This window comes from Streptosporangium brasiliense, from assembly GCF_030811595.1.
GTDB lineage: Bacteria > Actinomycetota > Actinomycetes > Streptosporangiales > Streptosporangiaceae > Streptosporangium > Streptosporangium brasiliense.
In genome coordinates this window covers 336418-358157 of record NZ_JAUSRB010000002.1, presented here as the reverse complement: position 1 = coordinate 358157, position 21740 = coordinate 336418, and the positions used below count along the sequence as shown (strand labels likewise).

At 70.7% G+C, this 21740-nt stretch carries 18 protein-coding genes; 14 read left to right on the top strand and 4 right to left on the bottom strand.

Going from position 1 to position 21740, the window contains the following annotated elements:
- Nucleotides 1-111: 111 nt before the first annotated feature.
- The 4 genes from J2S55_RS10070 (at nucleotide 112) to J2S55_RS10055 (ending at nucleotide 7255) form a co-directional block, all read left to right on the top strand.
- Entirely contained in the window at nucleotides 112-2331 is a 2220-nt protein-coding gene (locus tag J2S55_RS10070; protein ID WP_306859076.1) for an ABC transporter permease, read from the top strand.
- A 223-nt stretch (nucleotides 2332-2554) separates the two neighbouring features.
- A complete protein-coding gene (locus J2S55_RS10065) occupies nucleotides 2555-2815 on the top strand; it encodes a WhiB family transcriptional regulator (RefSeq protein WP_012888122.1) in 261 nt (86 codons plus the stop codon).
- 163 nt (nucleotides 2816-2978) lie between these two features.
- Complete coding sequence (locus J2S55_RS10060; RefSeq protein ID WP_306859073.1) at nucleotides 2979-5843, top strand: glycosyltransferase family 2 protein; 2865 nt, start codon at nucleotides 2979-2981, stop codon at nucleotides 5841-5843.
- Nucleotides 5840-7255 carry a DUF5719 family protein gene (locus J2S55_RS10055; RefSeq protein ID WP_306859071.1) on the top strand — a complete coding sequence of 472 codons (1416 nt, stop codon included), beginning with the start codon at nucleotides 5840-5842 and terminating at the stop codon, nucleotides 7253-7255. The genes J2S55_RS10060 and J2S55_RS10055 overlap by 4 nt, the downstream gene beginning before the upstream one ends.
- Before the next feature lie 30 nt (nucleotides 7256-7285).
- Here J2S55_RS10055 and J2S55_RS10050 read toward each other — a convergent pair whose 3' ends face one another.
- Nucleotides 7286-7741 (bottom strand): metallopeptidase family protein, encoded by a 456-nt coding sequence (locus J2S55_RS10050; RefSeq protein ID WP_306859069.1) that lies wholly within the window; start codon nucleotides 7739-7741, stop codon nucleotides 7286-7288.
- A 167-nt stretch (nucleotides 7742-7908) separates the two neighbouring features.
- Between J2S55_RS10050 and J2S55_RS10045 the strand changes: the two genes are divergently transcribed.
- From J2S55_RS10045 to J2S55_RS10025, 5 genes are read left to right on the top strand one after another with little or no spacing between them, the layout of a single operon-like run.
- Nucleotides 7909-8277: a DUF3499 domain-containing protein gene (locus J2S55_RS10045; RefSeq protein ID WP_043651503.1), complete on the top strand. Its 369-nt coding sequence runs from the start codon at nucleotides 7909-7911 to the stop codon at nucleotides 8275-8277.
- A gap of 49 nt (nucleotides 8278-8326) precedes the next feature.
- Nucleotides 8327-9679: a phosphomannomutase/phosphoglucomutase gene (locus tag J2S55_RS10040; protein WP_306859066.1), complete on the top strand. Its 1353-nt coding sequence runs from the start codon at nucleotides 8327-8329 to the stop codon at nucleotides 9677-9679.
- Nucleotides 9680-9683: 4 nt separating this feature from the next.
- Nucleotides 9684-9857, top strand: coding sequence for a Trm112 family protein (locus J2S55_RS10035; protein WP_012888128.1), 174 nt, complete (start codon nucleotides 9684-9686; stop codon nucleotides 9855-9857).
- Entirely contained in the window at nucleotides 9854-10960 is a 1107-nt protein-coding gene (locus tag J2S55_RS10030; protein ID WP_306859061.1) for a bifunctional phosphoglucose/phosphomannose isomerase, read from the top strand. Before J2S55_RS10035 ends, J2S55_RS10030 begins: the two co-directional genes overlap by 4 nt.
- A 42-nt stretch (nucleotides 10961-11002) precedes the next feature.
- A complete protein-coding gene (locus tag J2S55_RS10025; protein ID WP_306859059.1) occupies nucleotides 11003-11932 on the top strand; it encodes a cation diffusion facilitator family transporter in 930 nt (309 codons plus the stop codon).
- 178 nt (nucleotides 11933-12110) lie between these two features.
- Here J2S55_RS10025 and J2S55_RS10020 read toward each other — a convergent pair whose 3' ends face one another.
- Nucleotides 12111-12446: a MerR family transcriptional regulator gene (locus J2S55_RS10020; RefSeq protein ID WP_306859057.1), complete on the bottom strand. Its 336-nt coding sequence runs from the start codon at nucleotides 12444-12446 to the stop codon at nucleotides 12111-12113.
- Nucleotides 12447-12662: 216 nt separating this feature from the next.
- Between J2S55_RS10020 and ahcY the strand changes: the two genes are divergently transcribed.
- Entirely contained in the window at nucleotides 12663-14090 is a 1428-nt protein-coding gene (gene ahcY / locus J2S55_RS10015; protein WP_306859055.1) for an adenosylhomocysteinase, read from the top strand.
- Nucleotides 14091-14151: 61 nt separating this feature from the next.
- The gene (locus J2S55_RS10010; protein WP_306859053.1) at nucleotides 14152-15393 is read left to right on the top strand and encodes an adenosylhomocysteinase; all 1242 of its coding nucleotides are present in this window, start codon (nucleotides 14152-14154) and stop codon (nucleotides 15391-15393) included.
- A gap of 223 nt (nucleotides 15394-15616) precedes the next feature.
- Here the strand turns inward: J2S55_RS10010 and J2S55_RS10005 are convergent, their stop codons facing one another.
- Nucleotides 15617-16249 (bottom strand): DUF305 domain-containing protein, encoded by a 633-nt coding sequence (locus tag J2S55_RS10005; protein WP_306859051.1) that lies wholly within the window; start codon nucleotides 16247-16249, stop codon nucleotides 15617-15619.
- A 181-nt stretch (nucleotides 16250-16430) separates the two neighbouring features.
- Here J2S55_RS10005 and J2S55_RS10000 point away from each other — a divergent pair, with 181 nt between their 5' ends.
- Both J2S55_RS10000 and J2S55_RS09995 read left to right on the top strand, forming a co-directional pair.
- On the top strand, nucleotides 16431-17864 hold the full coding sequence (locus J2S55_RS10000; protein WP_306859049.1) for an LVIVD repeat-containing protein: 1434 nt from the start codon (nucleotides 16431-16433) through the stop codon (nucleotides 17862-17864).
- 226 nt (nucleotides 17865-18090) lie between these two features.
- Complete coding sequence (locus J2S55_RS09995; RefSeq protein ID WP_370879614.1) at nucleotides 18091-19479, top strand: LVIVD repeat-containing protein; 1389 nt, start codon at nucleotides 18091-18093, stop codon at nucleotides 19477-19479.
- A 111-nt stretch (nucleotides 19480-19590) separates the two neighbouring features.
- On the opposite strand, the gene J2S55_RS09990 is transcribed toward J2S55_RS09995, so the two are convergent.
- Entirely contained in the window at nucleotides 19591-20580 is a 990-nt protein-coding gene (locus tag J2S55_RS09990; protein ID WP_306859048.1) for an RDD family protein, read from the bottom strand.
- Nucleotides 20581-20940: 360 nt separating this feature from the next.
- Between J2S55_RS09990 and J2S55_RS09985 the strand changes: the two genes are divergently transcribed.
- Nucleotides 20941-21585, top strand: a complete 645-nt coding sequence (locus tag J2S55_RS09985; RefSeq protein ID WP_306859046.1) for a hypothetical protein — start codon at nucleotides 20941-20943, stop codon at nucleotides 21583-21585.
- The last annotated feature ends 155 nt before the right edge of the window (nucleotides 21586-21740 follow it).

Below are 21740 nucleotides of genomic sequence, written 5' to 3'. Positions count from 1 at the left end.
ATATACGCCAATAGGGTGCAATGGAGCACATATGGGATTCATGGGGTTCATGGGTCTACCAACACCAAAGTCAGCCATGTGCAAAACTGGCCCGGGTTTACCTAGGACCCAATGGGGGTAGCTGTGACCAACGTCGAGGCGGGCCGGCTCCGAGAACCGGCCGCATGGCTCATGATCGCCATCGCGTCCACGAGCGTTCTCGTCGGCGTCGAGCGACTGCTGTTCGGAGGATCCGCCTTCGGATCGTCCTTCGGCCTGCGCGCCGCCGGATACGTCGACGACTTCACCTCGCCGGTCATCGCGGCGCTGTCCGTCGGCGCCGTGCTGCTGGCCAGCCACCTCGGTCCGGTGATCGCGCGGCTGAAGGTGATGGTCTACGTGGCGGTGGCCACGCTGGGACTGGCCGCGCTGTTCGGTGTGGTCGGGCTGCTCGGCGGGCTGTTCAGCGGCGACGTGGGCTTCGGGATGAAGATCGAGTTCCTCCTCGTCGGCCTCCCCAGCCTCGCGCTGGCCGTGCTCGCGCTGCTCTACCTGCTGCCGAAGGCGGCCTCGGCCGCCGGGACAGCCGGCTCCGGCCGCCCCCAGGAGCACCACATCCCGCAGGGCGGCCAGGCATACTCCCAGGGCGGCCACGCCCAGCAGGGGTTCCAGCCCCAGGACCAGGTTCAGCAGGGCGGGCCGGGTTATCCGCAGGGGTTCCAGCCGCAGGATCAGGGGCCGCAGCAGGGTTTCCAGTCCCAGGATCAGGGTCAGCAGCAGGGCTTCCAGCCGCAGGACCAGGGGCCGCAGCAGGGCTTCCAGCCCCAGGACCAGCAGGGTTACTCCCAGGGTGGTCACGCCCAGCAGGGGTTCCAGCCCCAGGAGCAGGTTCAGCAGGGCGGGCCGGGTTATCCGCAGGGCTTCCAGCCGCAGGATCAGGGGCCGCAGCAGGGTTTCCAGTCCCAGGATCAGGGTCAGCAGCAGGGCTTCCAGGCCCAGGAGCAGCAGGGTTACTCCCAGGGTGGTCACGCCCAGCAGGTCCCGCCCGCGCCCCAGCCGTCCTACAGCCAGCCGGCGCTCCCGCCCGCGCGCAGCTCCGCCTCCGACGGCTACGGTCAGCAGGCCGCCTCCGAGGGTTACGGCCAGCAGGCCGCCTCCGACGGGTACGGCCAGCAGGCCGCCTCCGACGGGTACGGCCAGCAGCAGGCGCACGGCTACCCCCCGCCGGCCGCGGACGGATACCCCCAGGCCGCCTACGCGCCGCCGGTCGACAACCGGCAGTACGGCCAGCAGGCCGCCCCCTACGCCCCGGCGCAGCCGGCCCCGCAGGCCCTGCCCGCGCCGCAGCCGCTGCCCGCCGCCCCGGCCGAGACCTACACCCCGAGCCCGTACGTCGCCGCGGACGTCCAGCCCCCGGCCAAGCCGTACGAGCCGCCGGTGACGGCCTACGACCCGCCGGTCTACACCTCGCCCGTGGAGCAGCAGCCCCAGGCCCCGCTCTACGCCGAACCCCAGCTCCCGAGCTACGCGCCGGCCGCCGATGCCCAGCTCCCGGGCTACGCCCAGCAGCCCGAGCAGCAGCTGCCGGGCTACGCGCCGGCCGCCGAACCCCAGTTCCCGGGGTACGCCCAGCAGGCCGACGCCCAGCCTCCGGCCTACGCCCCGCAGCCCGAGCAGCAGCAGGCCCCCTTCTACCAGGCCCAGCCCGAGGCGCCCGCCTACCAGGCCCAGCCCGAGGCGCCCGCGCCGTACGCGCCGGCCGACGGCCAGTCGCGCGTCTCCTTCGACAGCCAGGCGCAGCCGTCGTTCCCGAAGCCCCCGGAGAACTACGGCCAGCCGTTCGGCGGCTACTCCGGCGCGGATTTCGCCCGGCCGACCGAGCCGAACCTGCACTACCCGGCGCCCGACCCGGTCGACCCCCGCTCCCAGCAGATGGCCCAGGCCTACCAGCAGGCGGAGAGCTACCAGCAGCAGGTCCAGGGGGCCGATCCGCAGCTCCGGGTCCCCGAGTACGGGACCTCCCAGGCGGGCGGGGCCTACGACGACCCGTTCGGCCACCCGCAGGCGCCGCCGGCCGCGCAGCCGTACCAGCAGCAGGGCGGCCACCAGTGGGACGCGCCGGCCGACGCGACGCTCCGGTTCGACCCGAACGCCTACCAGGGGGATCCGCTCAACGACCCCAACGCCGGGCGCAACTCCTGGGACTCGCAGCCGGCCATAGACCCCACGGCCATCTACAAGCCGGAGCGCTCGGCTCAGGTCACGGGTGAGGAAACCCCCGATAGAGAGAGGGTGGGCCCGGGTCAGGAGCAGAACATGTCCTGGTACGGTTCCGACCGTCGAGAGCACTGAACGGCCAGGCGATCGTCACGACCTCTTGGCGCGATCGCCGTCATGGCAGGCACACGGCCCAGAACCGGGGAGAGCAGGTCTTTCCCCGGATACCGGCATGCCGCTTGACGCCACACCGGGCACGCGCGTGTAATTACACACGTGTTGTTACGCCTTCCTCAGGGTGGGTAAGAGGGAGGCGTTCATAGGGGGGCTCCATTTGCGGGCGGCAGGGAGGTGTGCAGTGGCCGACCTGGTCATCGCACAGGACAGCATCGCTGAAGAGCAGCTTGGCTGGCAGGAACGCGCCTTGTGTGCGCAGACCGACCCGGAGGCGTTCTTCCCGGAGAAGGGCGGATCCACACGGGAGGCCAAGAAGGTTTGCCGCTCCTGCGAGGTGCGTGCCGAGTGCCTTGAGTACGCGCTTGAGCATGATGAGCGGTTTGGCATCTGGGGTGGGCTTTCCGAGCGGGAACGCCGCCGGATCAAGCGTGAAGCAGTCTGAGAGGCAGTCCGTGGCGCTCGCTGAGAGCGCTTGACGATATCTATCTCCACGGGTCACGTGGCCGCCGGTCACGTGACCCTTTTTTCATGCGCGCGCCATGGCCGGACATAGGGTGTCGTATCGTTGTCGCGCCGATCATCACCCCCTCCTGAACTCGGGACGCATGTCCAGCACCGACTCCCCTCGTCTCCACCACACGGTCACCGCGATCGTCGTCTCCCACGACGGCGCCCGCTGGCTGCAGGAGACCCTCGACGCGCTGCTCAGACAGACCCGGCCGGTGGACCGCGCCGTCGGGGTGGACAACGGCAGCCGGGACGGCAGCGCCGCGCTGCTGAGCGGCGTCCTCGGCCCGAACGCCGTGCTCGCCCTTCCGCGCTCGACGAGCTTCGGCCAGGCGGTCGCCGAGGTGCTCGACCGGCTGGGGCCGGCCGGCGGGCAGGAGTGGATCTGGCTGCTGCACGACGACTGCGCGCCGGACGACACCGCGCTGCAGAACCTGCTCCGGGCCGCCGAACAGGATCCCAAGGCCGGGGTGCTCGGCCCCAAGCTCCGCGACTGGCTGGACCGGCGGCTCCTGCTGGAGGTCGGCGTCACCGTCGACCGGACGGGCCGCCGCGACACCGGGCTGGAGGCCCGGGAGTTCGACCAGGGGCAGTACGACGGGGTCCGGGACGTGCTCTCGGTCTCCACGGCGGGGATGCTGATCCGCCGGGACGTCTGGGACGAGGTGGGCGGGCTCGACCCCGACCTGCCGCTGTTCCGTGACGACCTCGACCTGTGCTGGCGGGTGCGGGCCGCCGGGCACCGGGTGCAGAACGTCACCCAGGCGGTGGCCTGGCACGCCGAGGCCGCCACCCGGCGGCGGCGCCGCATCACCGCCAGCGGCGACCATCCCCGCCGCCTGGACCGCCGCAACGCCATCTTCGTGATCATGGCGAACCTGCCGTTCTGGCCGCTGATGTGGGCGCTGGTCCGCAACCTCTCCGGATCGGTCTTCCGCACGCTGCTGTTCCTGGTGGCCAAGCAGCCCGCCAACGCGCTGGACGAGATCGCCGCGCTTGGCTCCGTGCTCGGCCGTCCCGGCCGGATGATCAGGGCCCGCCGGATGCGCGCCAAGGGCCGCAAACAGAGCCACGCCGCGATCAAACGGCTGCTCACCCCGCCGGGCGCGGGCTACCGGCGCCTGTCGGACCGGGTCCAGAGCTACCTGGCCGGGACCGGCTTCGTGGAGTCCGCCGGGCGGCACCACGCCGTGACCCCCTCGCAGGAGGACGGTGAGGAGCTGCTCACCGACACCGGGGTGATGCAGCGGTTCTTCGGCAACCCCGGCGTGCTGCTCTTCCTCGCGCTCGCCGTGGTCACGCTGGTCGCCGAGCGCGGCCTGATCGGCGGCGCCCGGCTGGGCGGCGGCGCCCTCGTCCCGGTGATCGGCGGGGCCTCCGACCTCTGGGACCTCTACGTCGAGAGCTACCACCAGGCGGGCCTGGGCAGCGACGCGTGGGCGCCGCCGTACGTCGCGGTGCTGGCCGCGCTCTCCACGGTGCTGTTCGGCAAGACCTGGCTGGCGGTCTCGGTGCTGCTGCTGGGCTGCGTGCCGCTGGCCGGGTTCTCCGCCTACGTGGCGACCCGTTCGATCGTCCCGGGCCGGTGGACCCGCGTCTGGCTGGCCTCCTCCTACGCGCTCCTGCCGGTGGCCACCGGCGCGGTCGCCGCCGGACGGCTCGGCACCGCCGTGGTCTTCGTGCTGCTGCCCGTCTACGCGGCGCTGGCCACCACCCTGCTCTCCGGGGAGGGCCGCCGGGCCCGCCGCGCCGCGTGGGGGCTGGGACTCCTCCTGGCCGTCGGCACGGCCTTCGCCCCGCTGGTCTACCCGCTCACACTCGTCCTCGGCGCGCTGGCCGCGCTGGCCTTCCCCCGCCGGGGCCTGGCCGTCTCCGTGGTGATCGCCTTCGGCGTCCCGGTGGCGCTGCTGTTCCCCTGGCTGGCCCAGGTGCTCAGGAACCCGGGCCAGCTCCTGCTGGAGGCCGGGCTGCACCAGCTCGCCCTGGTCGACGCCGCCCTGCCCGCCCCGTCCCTGCTGCTGCTCAGCCCCGGCGGCCCCGGCATGCCGCCGCTCTGGGTGACCGGCGGTCTCATCTCCGCCTGCCTGGCCGCGCTGCTCATGCGCCGCAACCGGATGGTCATCGCGATCGGCTGGGGCGTCGCGCTCTTCGGCGTGCTGGTGGCGATCCTGGTCAGCCGGACCCCCGTCACCTCCCTCAACGGCGACGTCGTGGCACCGGCCTGGCCTGGTGTGCCGCTGGCCTTCGCCGCCACCGGCATGCTCGTGGTGGCCGCCCTCACCGCCGACCGGATCGTCGAGTTCCGGGCGGCCGGCGGACTGCGCAGGATCACCGCGTTCGCCGTCGTGGCGGTCGCCTTCTCCACGCCGCTGCTCGCGGCCGCCATGTGGATCACCAAGGGTGTGGCCGGTCCGATCGACGGGAACGTGCCCGACGCGATGCCCGCCCTGGTCGCGGTCAACTCCACCGGCGGCAGCCGGACGCTGCTGCTGCGCACCAAGGAGAACGGCCTGACCTTCACCGTGCTGCGCGGCCGTACCCCGGTGATCGGCGAGTCCGACATCCCCACGCCGCAGGGGGTCCGCGAGAGCGTCGGCGTCGCGGCGGCCGGGCTGGTCTCCGGCCGCGGCGGCGACGACGCCCGCGTGCTGGCCGCCCACGGCGTGCAGTACGTCGTGGTGGCCGCGCCGGTGAGCCCGGAGATCGGCCACGCGCTGGACTCCCAGCCCGCCCTGGCCAGGATGAGCCTGTCCCGGGCCCTCGGCGTGTGGCGGCTGACCCAGCCGGTCGCCGCGGTCCCCACTCCGCAGGGCGACCCCTGGCACGGCCGCTGGCTCTGGGCCCAGGCCGTGATGCTGCTGGTCGTCTCGGTCCTGGCCGCGCCCGGCTCGCGGACCGACGAGACCGACGGCCCCGCCGCCCAGGACCCGTCCGAGCCCTCGAGAGAGCCGACCCTCCGGTGAAATCACTGATCGAAAACCGGTTCAGCCTGCTCGGCCTGGTCCTGGTGGCCCTGCTCGCCCTGTACGGCGTGGCCTCCGCGACCCAGCCGGAGGCCACGGCCAAGCCCGCCCCCGGCCCCCAGAAGGTGCCCGTCGCCTCCGTGACGACCGTCTGTCCCGCCCCCGCCGAGACCACCGTCGGCGTGATCACCCCGCCGGGCGGCAAGGGACAGGGCGCCACGACGCTCGTCACCGGCGACACGACCCTCGCCACCATGGACACCCCCGGCAGCCTCTGGCACGAGAAGGTCCCCGCCAAGTCGGGGCCGCTCGTGGTGGCCGCCACCGGGAGCATGGCCGCCGGTCTGGAGGCGGAGCAGACCCGGAGGGAGACCTCGGGCGGGCAGCGCGGGCTGGCGGGGGTGCGGTGCGTGGAGCCGGTGGCGAGCACCTGGCTGATCGGGCCCGGCCCGGCGGCGGCCGACGTCACGCTCCACCTCACCAACGCCGACCTCGCCCCGGCCATCGTGGAGGTCATGGTCTACTCCGGCGAGGGCCCGGTGATCAGCGACTCCGGCGGCGTGTCCGTGCTCGAAGCGGGCGAGAGCCGTACGATCAAGGTCAAGGACCTGGCCCCCTCACCGCTCGTCATGGCCCTTGAGGTGCGCACCAGCTCCGGCCGGGTCGCCGCCGCGGCGCGGGCGATCATGCACGGCGGCCGGGGCGTCGACTGGCTGCCGGTCTCGACCGCCCCGGCCACCCGCGTCGTGGTGCCGGGCATCCCCGGCGGCGGGGGGAAGCGCGAGCTGTACGTCGCCTCCATCGCCGAGTCCGACACCCTGGTCGAGGTCAAGGCGCTCACCCCCGACGGGACCTACGCCCTCAAGGACCGCGAGCTCGTCGAGGTCCCCGCCGGTTCCGTCGCCACCCTCGACCTGTCCGCCGCCGCCAGCGGGCAGCCCTCGGCGCTCCTGCTCACCTCGGACACGCCGATCGTGGCCGGGCTGGCCGTCACCGGCACCGGCGCGAAGGGCGATGTGGCCTTCACCGCCGGGGCCGCCCCGATCGACCTGGGCAGCGTGGTCGCCGACAACCGCACGGGCAAGAAGAAGAGCTCCCGGCTGCTGCTGACCGCGCCGGACGCGGCCGGCAAGGTGCGGGTCCAGGTGCTGCCGGGCAAGGGCGAGGCGCCGGAGCCGTTCGAGGTGGACATCGCCGCCGCGCGCACCAAGGAGGTCAAGCTGCCCAAGGTGGACGGCGCCTTCGCGGTGGTCGTGCTGCCGCTGCCGGGCTCCGGCCCGGTCTACGGCGGGCGGGTGATGGACGAGAGCGTCAAGGGCGGCCTGCTGCTGACCGCGCAGCCGCTGGCGGCGGCCCGCATGTGGGCGCTGGTCCCGCCGATCACCGAGTCCGTGGCGGCCGTGCTGCCCTGAGGCGCCGGCGCTCCGCCCGCGCCGTCCCGCTCAGTCGCGCTCGTCGTAGCCGGGGTCGACCGTCTCGGGGGACAGGCCCAGGAGCCCGGCGACCTGCTCCACCACGGTGTCGTGCACCAGCGCGCCGAGCTGGTCGCGGTCGCGGGCCCGGGCCTCCAGGGGACGCCGGTAGATGATCACGACGGCCGGGCGCTTGCCCACGGCGGGCTCGGCCCGGCCGAACGGGATCGGCTCGCCGGAGAGCAGGCCGGGCCCGTCGCCGAGCTGGCTGATCGGCGGCACCTCCTCGACCGCGAACTCCACCGCCGCCAGCTGCTTGCTCCAGCGGGGCTTGAGCCGGTCCACCGCGTCCAGGACGAAGTCGTCGAAGCGCTCGCCGCGTGACTTGGCGATCGGCACGTGGGAGGGGGCCAGCGGGCCGCGCATGCCGCGGCCGTGCCGGTCGCGTCTGCGGGGAGGGCGGGGTCCACGGGGTGCCGAGCTCACGGGCCAAGCTTAGACGCGCCCGGCGGAAGGCAGGGAAGAGGTTGTGACAGGGGGCCTAAGCCGTACAGGCGGGTGGAAGGTGGGACACGTGTCCGAATTGTGGCGACACGCTCGTTAAGAGCGCTCAGATAGTGGCGCCTCGGACGCTTACCGGATACGGTCCCACCGTGAGCCCCGTCCGCCGCTGTTCCCGCACCGCGTGCAGTCAGCCTGCCGTATTCACGCTCACGTACGTCTACGCCGATTCGACCGCCGTTCTCGGGCCCTTGGCGACGTACGCCGAGCCGCACTGTTATGACCTGTGCGCCGAGCATGCCGAGCGGTTGACCGCGCCCCGCGGCTGGGAGGTCGTCCGCCTCCCCACCGACGGCGCACCGCCGAGCACGGACGACCTCGAAGCCCTCGCCAACGCGGTCCGCGAGGCCGCCAGGCCCGCGCCGACAGGCGGCACCGAGCCCGTCGGCCAGGGGGTCGAGGTCGGGCGCCGCGGCCATCTGAGGGTGCTCCGTTCCGCTCAGCCCCAGCGCGACCGCTGACCCGACTAGGCTGGGGTCAGCAGACACGACGTAAAAGGGCGGAGCTGGAGTGGGCGACCTCGCCAAGATCTTCAAGGCGTACGACGTTCGAGGCGTCGTGCCGGACGAGTTCGACGAGGAGGCCGCGGAGGCGGTCGGCGCCGCCTTCGTAGAGGTGACCGGCGCCGAGACCGCCGTGGTGGCACACGACATGCGCGCCTCGTCCGGACCGCTGGCCGCGGCCTTCGCCCGCGGGGCCACCTCCCAGGGGGCCGACGTCGTCCACGCCGGGCTGGCCTCCACCGACCTGCTCTACTACGCCAGCGGCAGCCTCGCCCTGCCCGGCGTGATGTTCACCGCCAGCCACAACCCGGCCCGATACAACGGCATGAAGATGTGCCGGGCCGGTGCCGTCCCGATCGGCGGCGACAGCGGCCTGGCGGAGATCCGCGACCGGGCGGCCGAGCTGCTGAGGTCCGGGGTGGGCGGCGCCGGCGGCGGCACCGTGACCGGGCGCGACCTGCTGCGGGGCTACGCCGACCACCTGCGCACGCTGGTGGACCTGTCCGGCATCCGGCCGCTGAAGGTCGTGGTCGACGCGGGCAACGGCATGGGCGGCCACACCGTCCCGGTGGTGTTCGAGGGGCTCCCGCTGGAGCTGACCGGACTCTACTTCGAGCTGGACGGCACCTTCCCCAACCACGAGGCCAACCCGATCGAGCCGGAGAACCTGCGCGACCTGCAGAAGGCCGTGATCGACGCCGGCGCCGACATCGGCCTGGCCTTCGACGGCGACGCCGACCGCTGCTGGGTCGTCGACGAGCGCGGCGAGTCGGTCTCCCCCTCCGCCGTCACCGCGCTGGTGGCGGTGCGCGAGCTGGCCAAGAACCCCGGCGCCAAGATCATCCATAACCTGATCACCTCGCGGGGCGTCCCGGAGATCATCGCCGAGCACGGCGGCGAGCCGGTCCGCACCCGGGTCGGACACTCCTTCATCAAGGCCGAGATGGCCAGGACCGGCGCGGTCTTCGGCGGCGAGCACTCCGCGCACTACTACTTCAAGGACTTCTGGTCCGCCGACTCCGGCATGCTGGCCGCGCTGCACGTGCTGGCCGCGCTGGGCGGGCAGGACCGGCCGCTGTCGGAGATCCTCACGGACTACGCCCGCTACACGGCCTCCGGAGAGATCAACAGCACGGTCGCCGACCAGGCGGAGGCGGCGGCACGGGTCCGCGAGACGTTCGCCGGCCGTGACGGCGTCACCTTCGACGAGCTGGACGGCCTGACCGTGTCCGGCCCCGGATGGTGGTTCAATCTTCGTCCGTCCAACACCGAACCGCTGCTCAGGCTGAACGCCGAGGCGGCCGACGAGATTCAGATGGCAGCGATCAGGGACGAAGTTCTCGCTGTCGTGAGGAGCTGAACGAGTGAAGATCGACGACTGGCTGCTTGAGATCCTGGCCTGTCCCAACTGCAAGTCCCCGCTGCGCGCCGAGCCCGAGGTGGACGAGCTGTCGTGCACCTCCGCCAGCTGCGGCCTGGTCTATCCCGTCCGGGACGACATCCCGGTGCTGCTGGTCGACGAGGCGCGGAAGTCGTGAACTGGGAGCCCGATCGGCTCGACGATCAGACGCTGCTGACCGAGGGCGATCCGTCGGGCATGCTGCGCGCGGTGGCGGCATCGGCGGCGCAGGTCCGCACCGCCCACCGGACGGCGCGCGAGGCGGACCTCTCGCCGCTGCGCGCGGACGGCCGGCCCAGGAGCATCGTGGTCGCAGGCATGGGCGGTTCGGGCATCGCCGGTGACGTCCTCAACGCGGTGTGCGGTCACGGCGCCCCGCTGCCGATCATGACCGTGCGGTCCTACCGCCTGCCCGGCTGGGTCGGCGCGACCGACCTGGTGATCGCGGTGTCGTGCTCGGGCCGGACCGAGGAGACGCTCGCGGTGGCGGCGGAGGCCGTCCGCCGCGGCTGCCGCCTGCTGGTGCTGGGCGCGCCCGACTCGCCGCTGCAGGCAATCGCCAGGCAGGCGGGCGCGCCGTTCGTGCCCGTCAGCACCGGGGGGCAGCCGCGCGCCGCCGTCTGGGCGCTGTCGATCCCGCTGATCGTCGCCGCCGCCGAGCTCGGCCTGCTCCAGGTGGACGAGGAGGTGTTCGAGGGCACGGCCAAGCGCCTGGAGGACATCGCCCACCGGTGCCGCCCGGCGAGCGAGTCGTTCATCAACCCGGGCAAGACGCTGGCCATGGAGCTGGCCGAGACCGTGCCGATGATCTGGGGATCCTCCCCGCTGGCCGCGGTCGCCGCCTACCGGTGGGCCTGCCAGCTCAACGAGAACGGCAAATATCCGGCCGTCTGGGGTGAGATCCCCGAGGTGAACCACAACCAGGTGGTGGCCTTCGACGGTCCGCTGGCCACCCGCGACATCTTCGCCGACGACGGCGGACGGTCGCTGCGGCTGTTCGTGCTGCGCGACGTGGAGGAGCATCCGCAGGTGGCGCGGCGGCGCGAGGTGTCGGTCCGGATGGCCGAGGACCGGGGCGTGCCGGTCACCCAGCTCGCCGCCGAGGGGCTGCACCCGCTGGAACGGCTCGCGGCGCTGATTGAATTGGGTGACTACGCGAGTACGTACCTCGCGCTGGGGTACGGGATCGACCCGACCCCTGTGTCGGCCATCACAGAGCTGAAGGCGCGGATTTCCCATTAGGATTCCGTCCGTCTTTTTCGGAATCAATGAGCGGAGGCTGCCGTGAGCGCGGGCGGCGGTACTAAGGCGATCATTGCGGCACTGTCCGCCAACCTTGCGATCGCGGCGGCCAAGTTCGTCGCCTTCCTGGTCACGACCTCATCGTCGATGCTCGCCGAGTCGATCCACTCCCTCGCCGACTCGGGCAACCAGGTGTTGCTGCTGGTCGGCGGGAAGCGGGCGGCGCGGAAGCGGACGGCGGAGCATCCCTTCGGCTACGGCCGGGAGCGATACTTCTACGCCTTCGTCGTGGCGGTGGTGCTGTTCACGATCGGCGCGCTGTTCTCCCTCTACGAGGGCTGGCACAAGATCAGCGATCCGCATCCGGTGGAGACGCCCATCGTGGCGTTCGGTGTGCTGATCTTCGCGATCATCGCCGAGTCGTTCTCCTTCCGCACCGCGATCAAGGAGTCCAACCCGATCCGCGGCAGCCAGACCTGGATGCAGTTCATCCGCCGCTCCAAGTCGCCGGAGCTGCCGGTCATCGTGCTGGAGGACCTCGGCGCGCTGGTCGGCCTGGTCCTCGCGCTGCTCGGCGTGACGATGGCCGTGATCACCGGTGACGGCGTCTGGGACGGCGTCGGCACGATGGCGATCGGCGTCCTGCTGGCCGTCATCGCGGTCATCCTCGCGATCGAGACCAAGTCACTGCTGATCGGCGAGGGTGCGGGCCCGGAGGTCGAGAGGAAGATCTGCGCCGCTCTGGAGGGCACGCCCGAGGTCGCCCGGGTCATCCACATGCGCACGCTCCACCTGGGGCCGGAGGAGATCCTGGTCGCCGCCAAGATCGCGGTGGACCACGACGACACGGCCGCCGAGGTGGCCCGCGGGATCGACCAGGCCGAGCAGCGCATCCGCGCCGCCGTGCCGGAGGCCCGCGTCATCTACCTTGAGCCGGACCTCGACAGGTCCAAGGTCAACGGTTCGGTCTGAGCCACAGCGCCCCTGAGGGCCCCGGCGCCGTGCGGCGCCGGGGCCCTTCCGCGTCCGGGGGCGCGGCCCGCCCGCTGGAGGTCTCTCCGAGGGGTGTGGGCCGTCGGTGATCCGCGTCCGGGGATGTGGCCCGCCTGCTGGAGGTCTCTCCGAGGGGCCGGGGCCGTCGGTGATCCGCCTAGGGGCGGCCTTGGAGCAGGCGCAGCGCCTTCTCCTTCTCGAAGTCCAGCGCCCGGCGCGGGGCCTGCAGGCGGCCGATCCGCAGGCCCAGGTCGCGTACGGCCTGCGCCACGGTGGGCTCGCTCAGCACCCGGAGGGCGAAGGCCAGCTCGGAGGGGGAGATGTCGAACCGTTTCTCCAGCTCCACGCCCTGGGCGACGGCCGACAGCTCCTCGGGGCCGAAGCGCCGGTGCGCCCCCTGGCTCCTGACGGGAGGGAGCAGGCCGAGCGCCTCGCGGTAACGGAGCATGCGGGGGGACATCCCCAGCCGCCGGGCGGCCTCGGTGATCCGCATTCTCGGGCCTTTCCGCAGAGTCTTACATTCTTGTGTCAGGTTAGCCGTCTGGAAGGTGCGCGGAGGCATCCGGGCCGCCTAAACTCGCATCGTCGACTTTTCCGGTGGAGCGGCGAGCCGGGTCCGAGAGCGAAGCAGGGTCGCGAGACCGGCGAGGGCCACGAGGCGAGCGCGACCATCAACCAGAAGCGCGACCATCTACCAGAGGGGTAACACATGGACTTCAAGGTCGCCGACCTTTCCCTTGCGGCTTTCGGCCGCAAGGAGATCCAGCTCGCCGAGCACGAGATGCCGGGGCTGATGGCCATCCGCAAGGAGTACGCCGAGGCCCAGCCGCTGGCCGGTGCGAAGATCATGGGCTCGCTGCACATGACCATCCAGACCGCCGTGCTCATCGAGACGCTGGTCGCGCTCGGCGCCGAGGTCCGCTGGGTGAGCTGCAACATCTTCTCCACCCAGGACCACGCGGCCGCCGCCGTCGTCGTCGGCCCGGAGGGCACCGTCGACGACCCCAAGGGCGTCCCGGTCTTCGCCTGGAAGGGCGAGACCCTGGAGGAATACTGGTGGTGCACCGAGCAGGCGCTGGTATGGCCCGGCGGTGACGGCCCCAACATGATCCTCGACGACGGCGGCGACGCCACCCTGCTCGTGCACAAGGGCGCCGAGTACGAGAAGGCCGGTGCCGTCCCCAGCGCCGGCGAGGACGACCCGGAGGAGTGGAAGATCATCCTTGATCTGCTCCGCCGCACGGTCACCGCCGAGAACAAGTGGACCGAGATCGCCTCGCGCATCAAGGGCGTCACCGAGGAGACCACCACCGGCGTCCACCGCCTCTACGAGATGTTCAAGGCGGGCTCGCTGCTCTTCCCGGCGATCAACGTCAACGACTCGGTGACCAAGTCGAAGTTCGACAACAAGTACGGCTGCCGCCACTCGGTCATCGACGGCCTCAACCGCGCCACCGACGTGCTGATCGGCGGCAAGGTCGCGGTCGTGGCCGGCTACGGCGACGTCGGCAAGGGCTGTGCCGACGCCCTCCGGGGCCAGGGCGCCCGCGTCATCGTCACCGAGATCGACCCGATCTGCGCGCTCCAGGCCGCCATGGACGGCTTCCAGGTCACCACGCTGGACGACGTCGTCGGCATCGCCGACATCTTCGTCACCACGACCGGCAACTTCGACATCATCACCGCCGCTCACATGGCGAAGATGAAGCACAACGCCATCGTGTCCAACATCGGCCACTTCGACAACGAGATCGACATGGCCGGCCTGGCCAAGATCCCGGGCATCGTCAAGACCGAGATCAAGCCGCAGGTCCACACCTGGACCTTCCCCGACGGCCGCCAGATCCTGGTGCTCGCCGAGGGCCGCCTGATGAACCTGGGCTGCGCCACCGGCCACCCCTCGTTCGTCATGTCCAACTCCTTCACCAACCAGGTGATCGCCCAGATCGAGCTGTTCACCAAGACCGAGCAGTACCCGGTCGGCGTCTACGTGCTGCCCAAGCACCTGGACGAGAAGGTCGCCCGCCTCCACCTTGACGCCCTCGGCGTGAAGCTCACCAAGCTCACCAAGGCGCAGGCGGAATACATCGGCGTGGACATCGAGGGCCCCTACAAGGCCGACCACTACCGCTACTGATCGACCGTTCCACCCGGCCCCCGCAGCGCTGCGGGGGCCTTCGGGCAATCTGGGGAGAAACGTGGACAGCGCGCTGGTGGCCGCGGGCGAGCGGCGGATCGGATGGGCGGCGCGGTCGATGCCCGTGCTGACCGCCATCGGGGAGCGTTTCGCGGCCGAGCGGCCCCTCGACGGGCTACGGATCGCCGCCTGCCTGCACGTGACCGCCGAGACCGCGGTGCTCATGGGCGCGCTGAAGGCGGGCGGGGCCGAGATCGCGCTGGCCGCCTCGAACCCGCTGTCCACGCAGGACGACGTCGCCGCCGCGCTGGGCGACTACGGCGTCGGCGTGCACGCGCGGGCCGGGGTCACCCGGGAGGTCTACTACCGCCACATCCACCAGGCGCTGGACATCCGCCCGGACATCGTCCTCGACGACGGCTGCGACCTGGTCAACATCCTGCACACCGAGCGGACCGAGCTGTTGGAGACGGTCACTGGGGGCTGCGAGGAGACCACGACCGGGATCATCCGGCTCCGGCAGATGGCGGCCGAGCAGGCGCTGAGGTTCCCGGTCGTGGCGGTCAACGACACCCGGACCAAGCGGATGTTCGACAACCGGTACGGCACCGGCCAGTCCACCATCGACGGCATCACTCGCGCCACCAACACCCTGCTGGCGGGCAAGACCGTGGTGGTCGCCGGGTTCGGCTACTGCGGCCGGGGCGTCGCCGAGCGGGCGAGGGGCCTGGGCGCCCGGGTGGTGGTCACCGAGATCGACCCGGTCAAGGCCCTGGACGCCTCGCTGCAGGGCTACGACGTGCAGCCGATGGCCCGCGCCGCCCGGACCGGAGACGTGTTCGTCACGGTCACCGGCAACCGCGACGTGATCAGGGGCGAGCACCTGACGGTGATGAAGGACGGCGCGATCCTGGCCAACGCCGGCCATTTCGACGTCGAGATCGACGTCCGGGCCCTGGACGAGCTGGCCCAGGCCGTGCATCACGGGGTCCGTCCGAACACCGACGAATACGTCCTCGCCGACGGCCGCAGGCTCCTGCTGCTCGCCGAGGGCCGGCTGGTGAACCTGACGGCCGCCGAGGGCCACCCGGCCGCCGTCATGGACATGTCCTTCTCCGCGCAGGCGCTCGCGGTCGCCTGGCTGGCCCGTGAGCGGGTACGGCTGGCGCCCGGCGTCTACGACGTGCCGCAGGAGGTCGACGTCGAGGTGGCGCGGCTCAAGCTGGCCGCCGCCGGGATCGAGGTGGACGCCCTGACCTCCGAGCAGGAGAAGTATCTCCACTCCTGGCGGCTCGGTTCCTAGCGTCACCCGGAGCCCGGAACCGCTTGGAGCCCGGAGCCCGGAACCGCTTGGAGTCCGGAGCCGGCTGGCGGCTTGCCCGCACCCCTCACGGGACCGGAGTGTCACCCGGGGCCCGGGACTGTTCCAGGGATCAGCCGTATGCCCGGCTCAGACCCCCTTCACGGGGCCGGCCGGAGGCTTGCCCGCACCCCTCACGGGACCGGCCGTCCCCCGGGGCCCGGGTTCAGCGCCCGGCCTGCATCTCCAGCATCCTGCGGATCTCCGCGCTCTGGGTGGCGGCGACATCGTTGGCCAGCTCCTCGACCTTGATGTGCGAGCCGTCGGTCAGCACCTGCTCGGACATCGTGATCGCCCCCTGGTGATGGGCGATCATCAGCGTGAGGAAGAGCCGGTCGAAGTCCTTGCCCGAGGCGTTCTTGAGGGCCTCCATCTGCTCGGGCGTGGCCATGCCCGGCATGCCGGTGTGGTCGGCGTGGTGACCGGGCGCCTGCAGGCCCTGCTGCTGCAGCCAGGACGTCATGTATTGGATCTCCGGCCCCTGGGCGTCCTTGATGCGCGAGGCGAGGCCCTTGAGCTTGGCGGAGTCGGCCCGTGACGGGGCCAGGACCGCCATGTCGATCGCCTGCCGGTGGTGGGCGATCATGTCCTTCATGTATTTCACGTCCGCCGCGTTGGCGGTGGGCGAGGGCACGGCGGTGGCCGCCTCGCTCGGGCTGATCGTCCGGGCCGGCTCGCCGGGCCTGCCGGGCGCGATGACCGGCGCGGTCGACTGGGCGGAGGGCGGCGGCGGAGGGTCGGCGCTGCACGCGGTGAGGGACAGAGCGGCGGCGACCGCGACAACGAGCGCGACGCGCACCCGACCTCCCTTTCCAAGCTGCATGTGACGAGAGACCCTAATCTTCGCGGGCCGGGCGAGTAAAGACATCAGGTCGCAAAAACTTGCTGACACAGTGACACCTTGCCTGATTGACCGCTCAGGATGAACGATCTAGTCACTTATGTGCCCTTTATGGTGCATATGGCAAGGAGGTTTCCCAGTGTTCACCCCCCGCAGGAAGGGCCTGTCGGGCCGCTTCCTGGTAGTAGCCGGAGTCGCGGCGGCGATGGTGCTGTCCGCGGTGCCCGCCCAGGCGGCCGACATCCCGGCACCCGGTGAGATCGTCATGAGCCCGAACGTCGAGCATGTGACCAACATCCCCAAGCCGGCCACGCTCACTGACATCCACACCGACATGGCCTTCCAGGGCGACTACGCCTATGTCGGCAACTACAGCGGTTTCTCGATCTACGACGTCCGCAAGCCGAAGCGGACCTCCCTGGTCAGCTCGGTGGTCTGCCCCGGCGGGCAGATGGACATGGCCGTCTACGGGAACCTGCTCTTCGGCGCCGTCGACTCCTCCCGTAACAACGACTCCTGCAGCAGCACCTCGCAGAGCGCGTCGGTCAAGGAGTCGTGGGAGGGCATCCGGATCTTCGACATCAGTGACAAGAAGAATCCGAAGTACGTCAAGGCGGTGGAGACCAACTGTGGTTCCCACACCCTGACCCTCCTGCCGGGCAAGGGGCGTGACCGGGACAACGTCTACGTCTACATCTCCTCCTACAGCCCGTCGGCGAGTTTCCCCGACTGCCAGCCGCCGCACGACAAGATCTCGATCGTCAAGGTGCCGCTGCGCGACCCGGCGGCGGCGGCGGTCGTCGCCACCCCGAACCTGTTCCCCGACGGCGGCAACCCCGGTGAGCCGACCCAGCAGTACCCCTACCGCACGTCGGCGACCACCGGCTGCCACGACATCACGGTCTTCCCGGAGAAGAACATGGCCGCCGGCGCCTGCATGGGCGAGGGCATCCTGATGGACGTCTCCGACCCGGTGAACCCGAAGGTCACCGCGACCGCCCGGGACGACGAGAACTTCGCGTTCTGGCACTCGGCGACGTTCAACAACGCCGGCACCAAGGTCGTCTTCACCGACGAGCTCGGCGGCGGCAGCGCGGCCACCTGCAACGAGGCGATCGGCCCGAACCGCGGCGCCAACGCCTACTACGACATCGAGGACGGCCGGCTCGTCTTCAAGGGCTACTTCAAGATCTCGCGCCACCAGGCCGACACCGAGAACTGCGTCGCGCACAACGGCTCGCTGATCCCGGTCAAGGGCAAGGACATCATGGTCCAGGCCTGGTACCAGGGCGGCATCTCGGTGGTGGACTTCACCGACTCCACCAACCCGCAGGAGATCGCCTTCTTCGAGCGCGGCCCCGACAGCACCGCCCCCGCGCTGAGCGGTGGATTCTGGTCCGCGTACTACTACAACGGCTACATCTACGGCAGCGACTTCAACCTGGGGCTCGACGTCCTCAAGATCAATGACCCGCGCACGAACAAGGCGAACGGCGTCAAGGTCGACATCCTGAACGCGCAGACCCAGGCTTCCTACCGGGAGTACGGCCACAGCGACCACGGCGACGACTGATCACCTCTGGGCGGTGGGGGCCGCGGTCCCCACAGTCCGCACCGGGCTCGCCCGCACCGGGCGGGCCCGGTGGCTGTTCACGGGTCCCGGTGACCCGCTACACGTAGAGTGAGGCATCAAACCAGATCCTTATCCTTACAAGCTGACATCTGGTTTATTTGCCGGTTAAGAAGGACAATTTCGTCGGTTCTCTGCACTTTACGTCTCCCCACAATGGAGGTACCGGGTGCTCGCTCTCCGTGGAATCGGCCGGACGTCGGCCGTGGTGGCCACCGCCGCCGCGCTGCTGATGCCGGCGGTGTCCGCCCAGGCCGCCGACATCCCGCCGGTCGGCGAGGTCGTCACCAGCCCGAACGTGTCACATGTGGCCAACGTCCCCAAGCCCGCCGGGCTGGAGACCACCATCAACACCGACATCGCCTTCCAGGGCGACTACGCCTACGTCGGCAACTACGGTGGTTTCTCGATCTACGACATCAGCCGTCCGGAGCGGACCAAGGTCGTCAGCAGCGTCGTGTGTCCCGGCTCCCAGATGGACGTGTCAGTCTACGGCGACCTGCTCTTCACCGCCGTCGACAACTCCCGCAGCGACGACTCCTGCAACAGCGTCGCGCAGAGCGCGGCGGTCAAGGAGTCGTGGGAGGGCATCCGGATCTTCGACATCAGTGACAAGAAGAATCCGAAGTACGTCAAGGCGGTGGAGACCAACTGCGGTTCCCATACCCTGACCCTCGTCCCGGGCAAGGGCCGCGACCGGCGCAACGTCTATCTCTACGCCTCCTCCTACAACCCGTCGGCGAGTTTCCCCGACTGCCAGCCGCCGCACGACAAGATCTCGATCGTCAAGGTGCCGCTGCGCGACCCGGCGGCGGCGGCGGTCGTCGCCACCCCCGTGGTCTTCCCCGACGGAGGCAACGAGACCCAGCCGGGCCTGCTGTTGCCGACCAGCGGCTGCCACGACATCACCGTCTACCCGGAGAAGGACGTCGCCGCCGGGGCCTGCATGGGCGACGGCGTGCTGTTCGACATCTCCGACCGGGCGAACCCGGTGGTCACGGCCCGCGTCACCGACCCGAACTTCGCGTTCTGGCACTCGGCGACGTTCAACAACACCGGCACCAAGGTCGTCTTCACCGACGAGCTCGGCGGCGGCGGCGGGGCCACCTGCAACGAGGCCACCGGACCGAACCGGGGCGCCGACGCCATCTTCGACATCAGGAACGGCCGGCTCGACTTCAGGAGCTACTTCAAGATCTCGCGGTACCAGGCCGACACCGAGAACTGCGTCGCGCACAACGGCTCGCTGATCCCGGTCAAGGGCAAGGACATCATGGTCCAGGCGTGGTACCAGGGCGGCATCTCGGTGGTGGACTTCACCGACTCCACCAACCCGCAGGAGATCGGCTTCTTCGAGCGCGGTCCCGAGCCGAACGGCGGCGGGGGCGGCATCTGGTCGGCCTACTACTACAACGGCTACATCTACGGCAGCGACTTCCACCACGGACTCGACGTCCTCAAGATCAGCGACCGGCGCACGGACCCGGCCAGGAGCGTCCGCCTGGACCGGCTGAACGTGCAGACCCAGGCCTCCTACCGGCAGGGACACGGCCACTGATCACCGGTGGCACACGGCCACTGATCACCGGCGGCCGCTGATCGCCGGCGGAAGGGGCGGCGGGAGCCTCCCGCCGCCCCTTCCCACGTCCGTACGGCGTGCGCCCCGGGCTCAGGCGGGCGGGACGAAGCCGCCGGGGGTGGGGCCGGGAGACCGGTGCGCGGGCGGCGCCATGGGGCCGGGTGCCCGCTGGGGCTGCGGCTGATGGGGAGCCTGCTGGTAGGGCTGGGGCGCGGGCGTCTGCCAGTGGGGCCGGTGCGGCCCTGGCGCCTGCGGGCCGGGCTGCGGCTGGTAGGGGTGGGGCCCCTGCCCCTGGGCCTGGGACGGCTGCTGGGCGGGATGCCGCCGGGCGTCCGCCTGGCGGGCCAGCCGTATCTGGTCACGGCGGCGGCGCTCGGCCAGGACCGCGGTCAGGTAGGCGAACGGCGGCACGCCCGGTGGCGGGGGCGGCGAGACGAAGGCCGACATCTCGGCGGTGATGCGCGCGCCCATCTCGTGCTGGACCACCGGGGACAGGTCGTGCCAGCGCAGGAGGTACTGCCTGGCGGTGGCGGCGACCCCCTCGGGCAGCCGCGACAGCTCCAGCGTCGCCGCCCACGCGGCGAGCTGCGGCGGCATCTCCAGCAGCGGGCCGTACTGCCGGGGGCCGCGCTCGGAGATCACGATGGTGCCCGCGAAGATGTCGCCGAGCCGCTTGCCCTTCTCCGAGATCAGCGAGCTGATCAGCGCGGGCGCGCCACTGAGCGTCCAGAACTCCAGCACTCCGGCCAGGCCCCGGAACAGGGCCTGCCGGAACCGCTCGGGGCTGCCGTCGTCGCTGACCACCCGGAGCCCGAGGGCGAGCTTGCCGAGGCTGCGGCCGCGCGAGAGCGTCTCGAAGATCACCGGATAGCCGACGAGCACGAGCACGGTGAGCGCGATGTAGATCATCGTCACCAGCGCCTCGTCGGCGGTGAAGACCAGCGCGCCGACCACGAAGGACGCGCCGAACAGCGTTACGAGCTGGACCGCCATGTCGATGAGCAGCGCCGCGGCCCTGCTCGGAATCTGGGCGGTCCGGACCTCGACGACAACGGCCTCGCCGGTTACGACATCGGACACAGTCAGCACCTTACCCGTGACGGGACGGGCCGGCCGCGGCCGGCCCGCGAACATGAAACGGCGCTCCTTTTCGGCGAGAACCGCCTTTTCGGCGAGAGCCGCCGCCGGGCCCGCACCGGCACCCCGCCCCGCGCCACGGCGGCCTTCCGGAACCCGGCCGTCGGCGCCCTGTGAAAAGCAGGCCACGCCAATATCCCCCGCGCCCGGCGCGAATGCCTCCACAGCCATCACGGTCCCTGATCAGTAGGCGCAGATTACCTGGTCGTGGGGTTATGTGATTGTGTGCCCCGGGTATCACCAGCGAAGGTCAGGTCACCCCCGGAATTTCCCGTAAGCGGCAGACCGTCCAAAGGATTGACCATGGAAGAGCTGATGCAGCGCCGGACCGAAGCGCTGACACGGGTGCAGGAGATCCGGAAGTCCGAGGACAGGCCGCAGGAGGAGGCGACAGACCTTGAGCGGGAACTGGCCGGCCTCCACCCGACCCTCGCGAGCAAGTGGCTGACCTGGGAGACCTACTCCACCGGGGCGACTTTTGTCGGATATCTCTACAACATAGGCTTCAATCAGTACGTGTCGGTGGACAGCAGTGGCACGTGGCTCTACGCGGCGGCTCCCACGACCGCTGAAGCGCTGCGCTGGAACTTCTGGCAGTCCTCCACCGGCGGCCTTGTGATGACCGCGACGGTGGGGCCGTCCACCCGCTTTTTCAACTGGAGGCCCGTGACGGGCGCCTGCAAACTGTATGACATCTACGACACGATGAACGCGACTCAATGGAAGCGGAGTGGGGCCTTCGACGGCGACCAGTTTCAGATCCTGAATCCGAGCAACAAGGAGAACATCGGATGCTGGTCCACCCACAACAACGAGTTGTACAACAGAAGAAACGTCGTCCACCAGGATTTCGGATTCCTGTACTTCGATGTAAAACAATTCTCTGCGGACGACCATCTGATCTACAGCGCGTACATGAAGGAGGCCGACGGCCTCGGCCCGGCGTGATCTCTCCCGGTCGCGGTCGCGGCGGAGGGCGCCGGACGCCGGGGCCCGTCCGCCGGCCGGCCCGCGGGCCGTGCCGGACGCGACCGACGACGTGTGACGCAGGTCACAGATTCTCCGGTTTACATCCATGTAATCGATTACATACTCTGATGTAA

What these genes read in the sequence shown, in the direction of transcription:
- J2S55_RS10070 (WP_306859076.1), top strand. Translation starts at nt 112, where the DNA reads ATGGGGGTAGCTGTGACCAACGTCGAGGCGGGCCGGCTCCGAGAACCG.
- J2S55_RS10060 (WP_306859073.1), top strand. Translation starts at nt 2,979, where the DNA reads ATGTCCAGCACCGACTCCCCTCGTCTCCACCACACGGTCACCGCGATC.
- J2S55_RS10020 (WP_306859057.1), bottom strand. Translation starts at nt 12,446, where the DNA reads ATGCGGATCACCGAGGCCGCCCGGCGGCTGGGGATGTCCCCCCGCATG.
- ahcY (WP_306859055.1), top strand. Translation starts at nt 12,663, where the DNA reads ATGGACTTCAAGGTCGCCGACCTTTCCCTTGCGGCTTTCGGCCGCAAG.
- J2S55_RS09985 (WP_306859046.1), top strand. Translation starts at nt 20,941, where the DNA reads ATGGAAGAGCTGATGCAGCGCCGGACCGAAGCGCTGACACGGGTGCAG.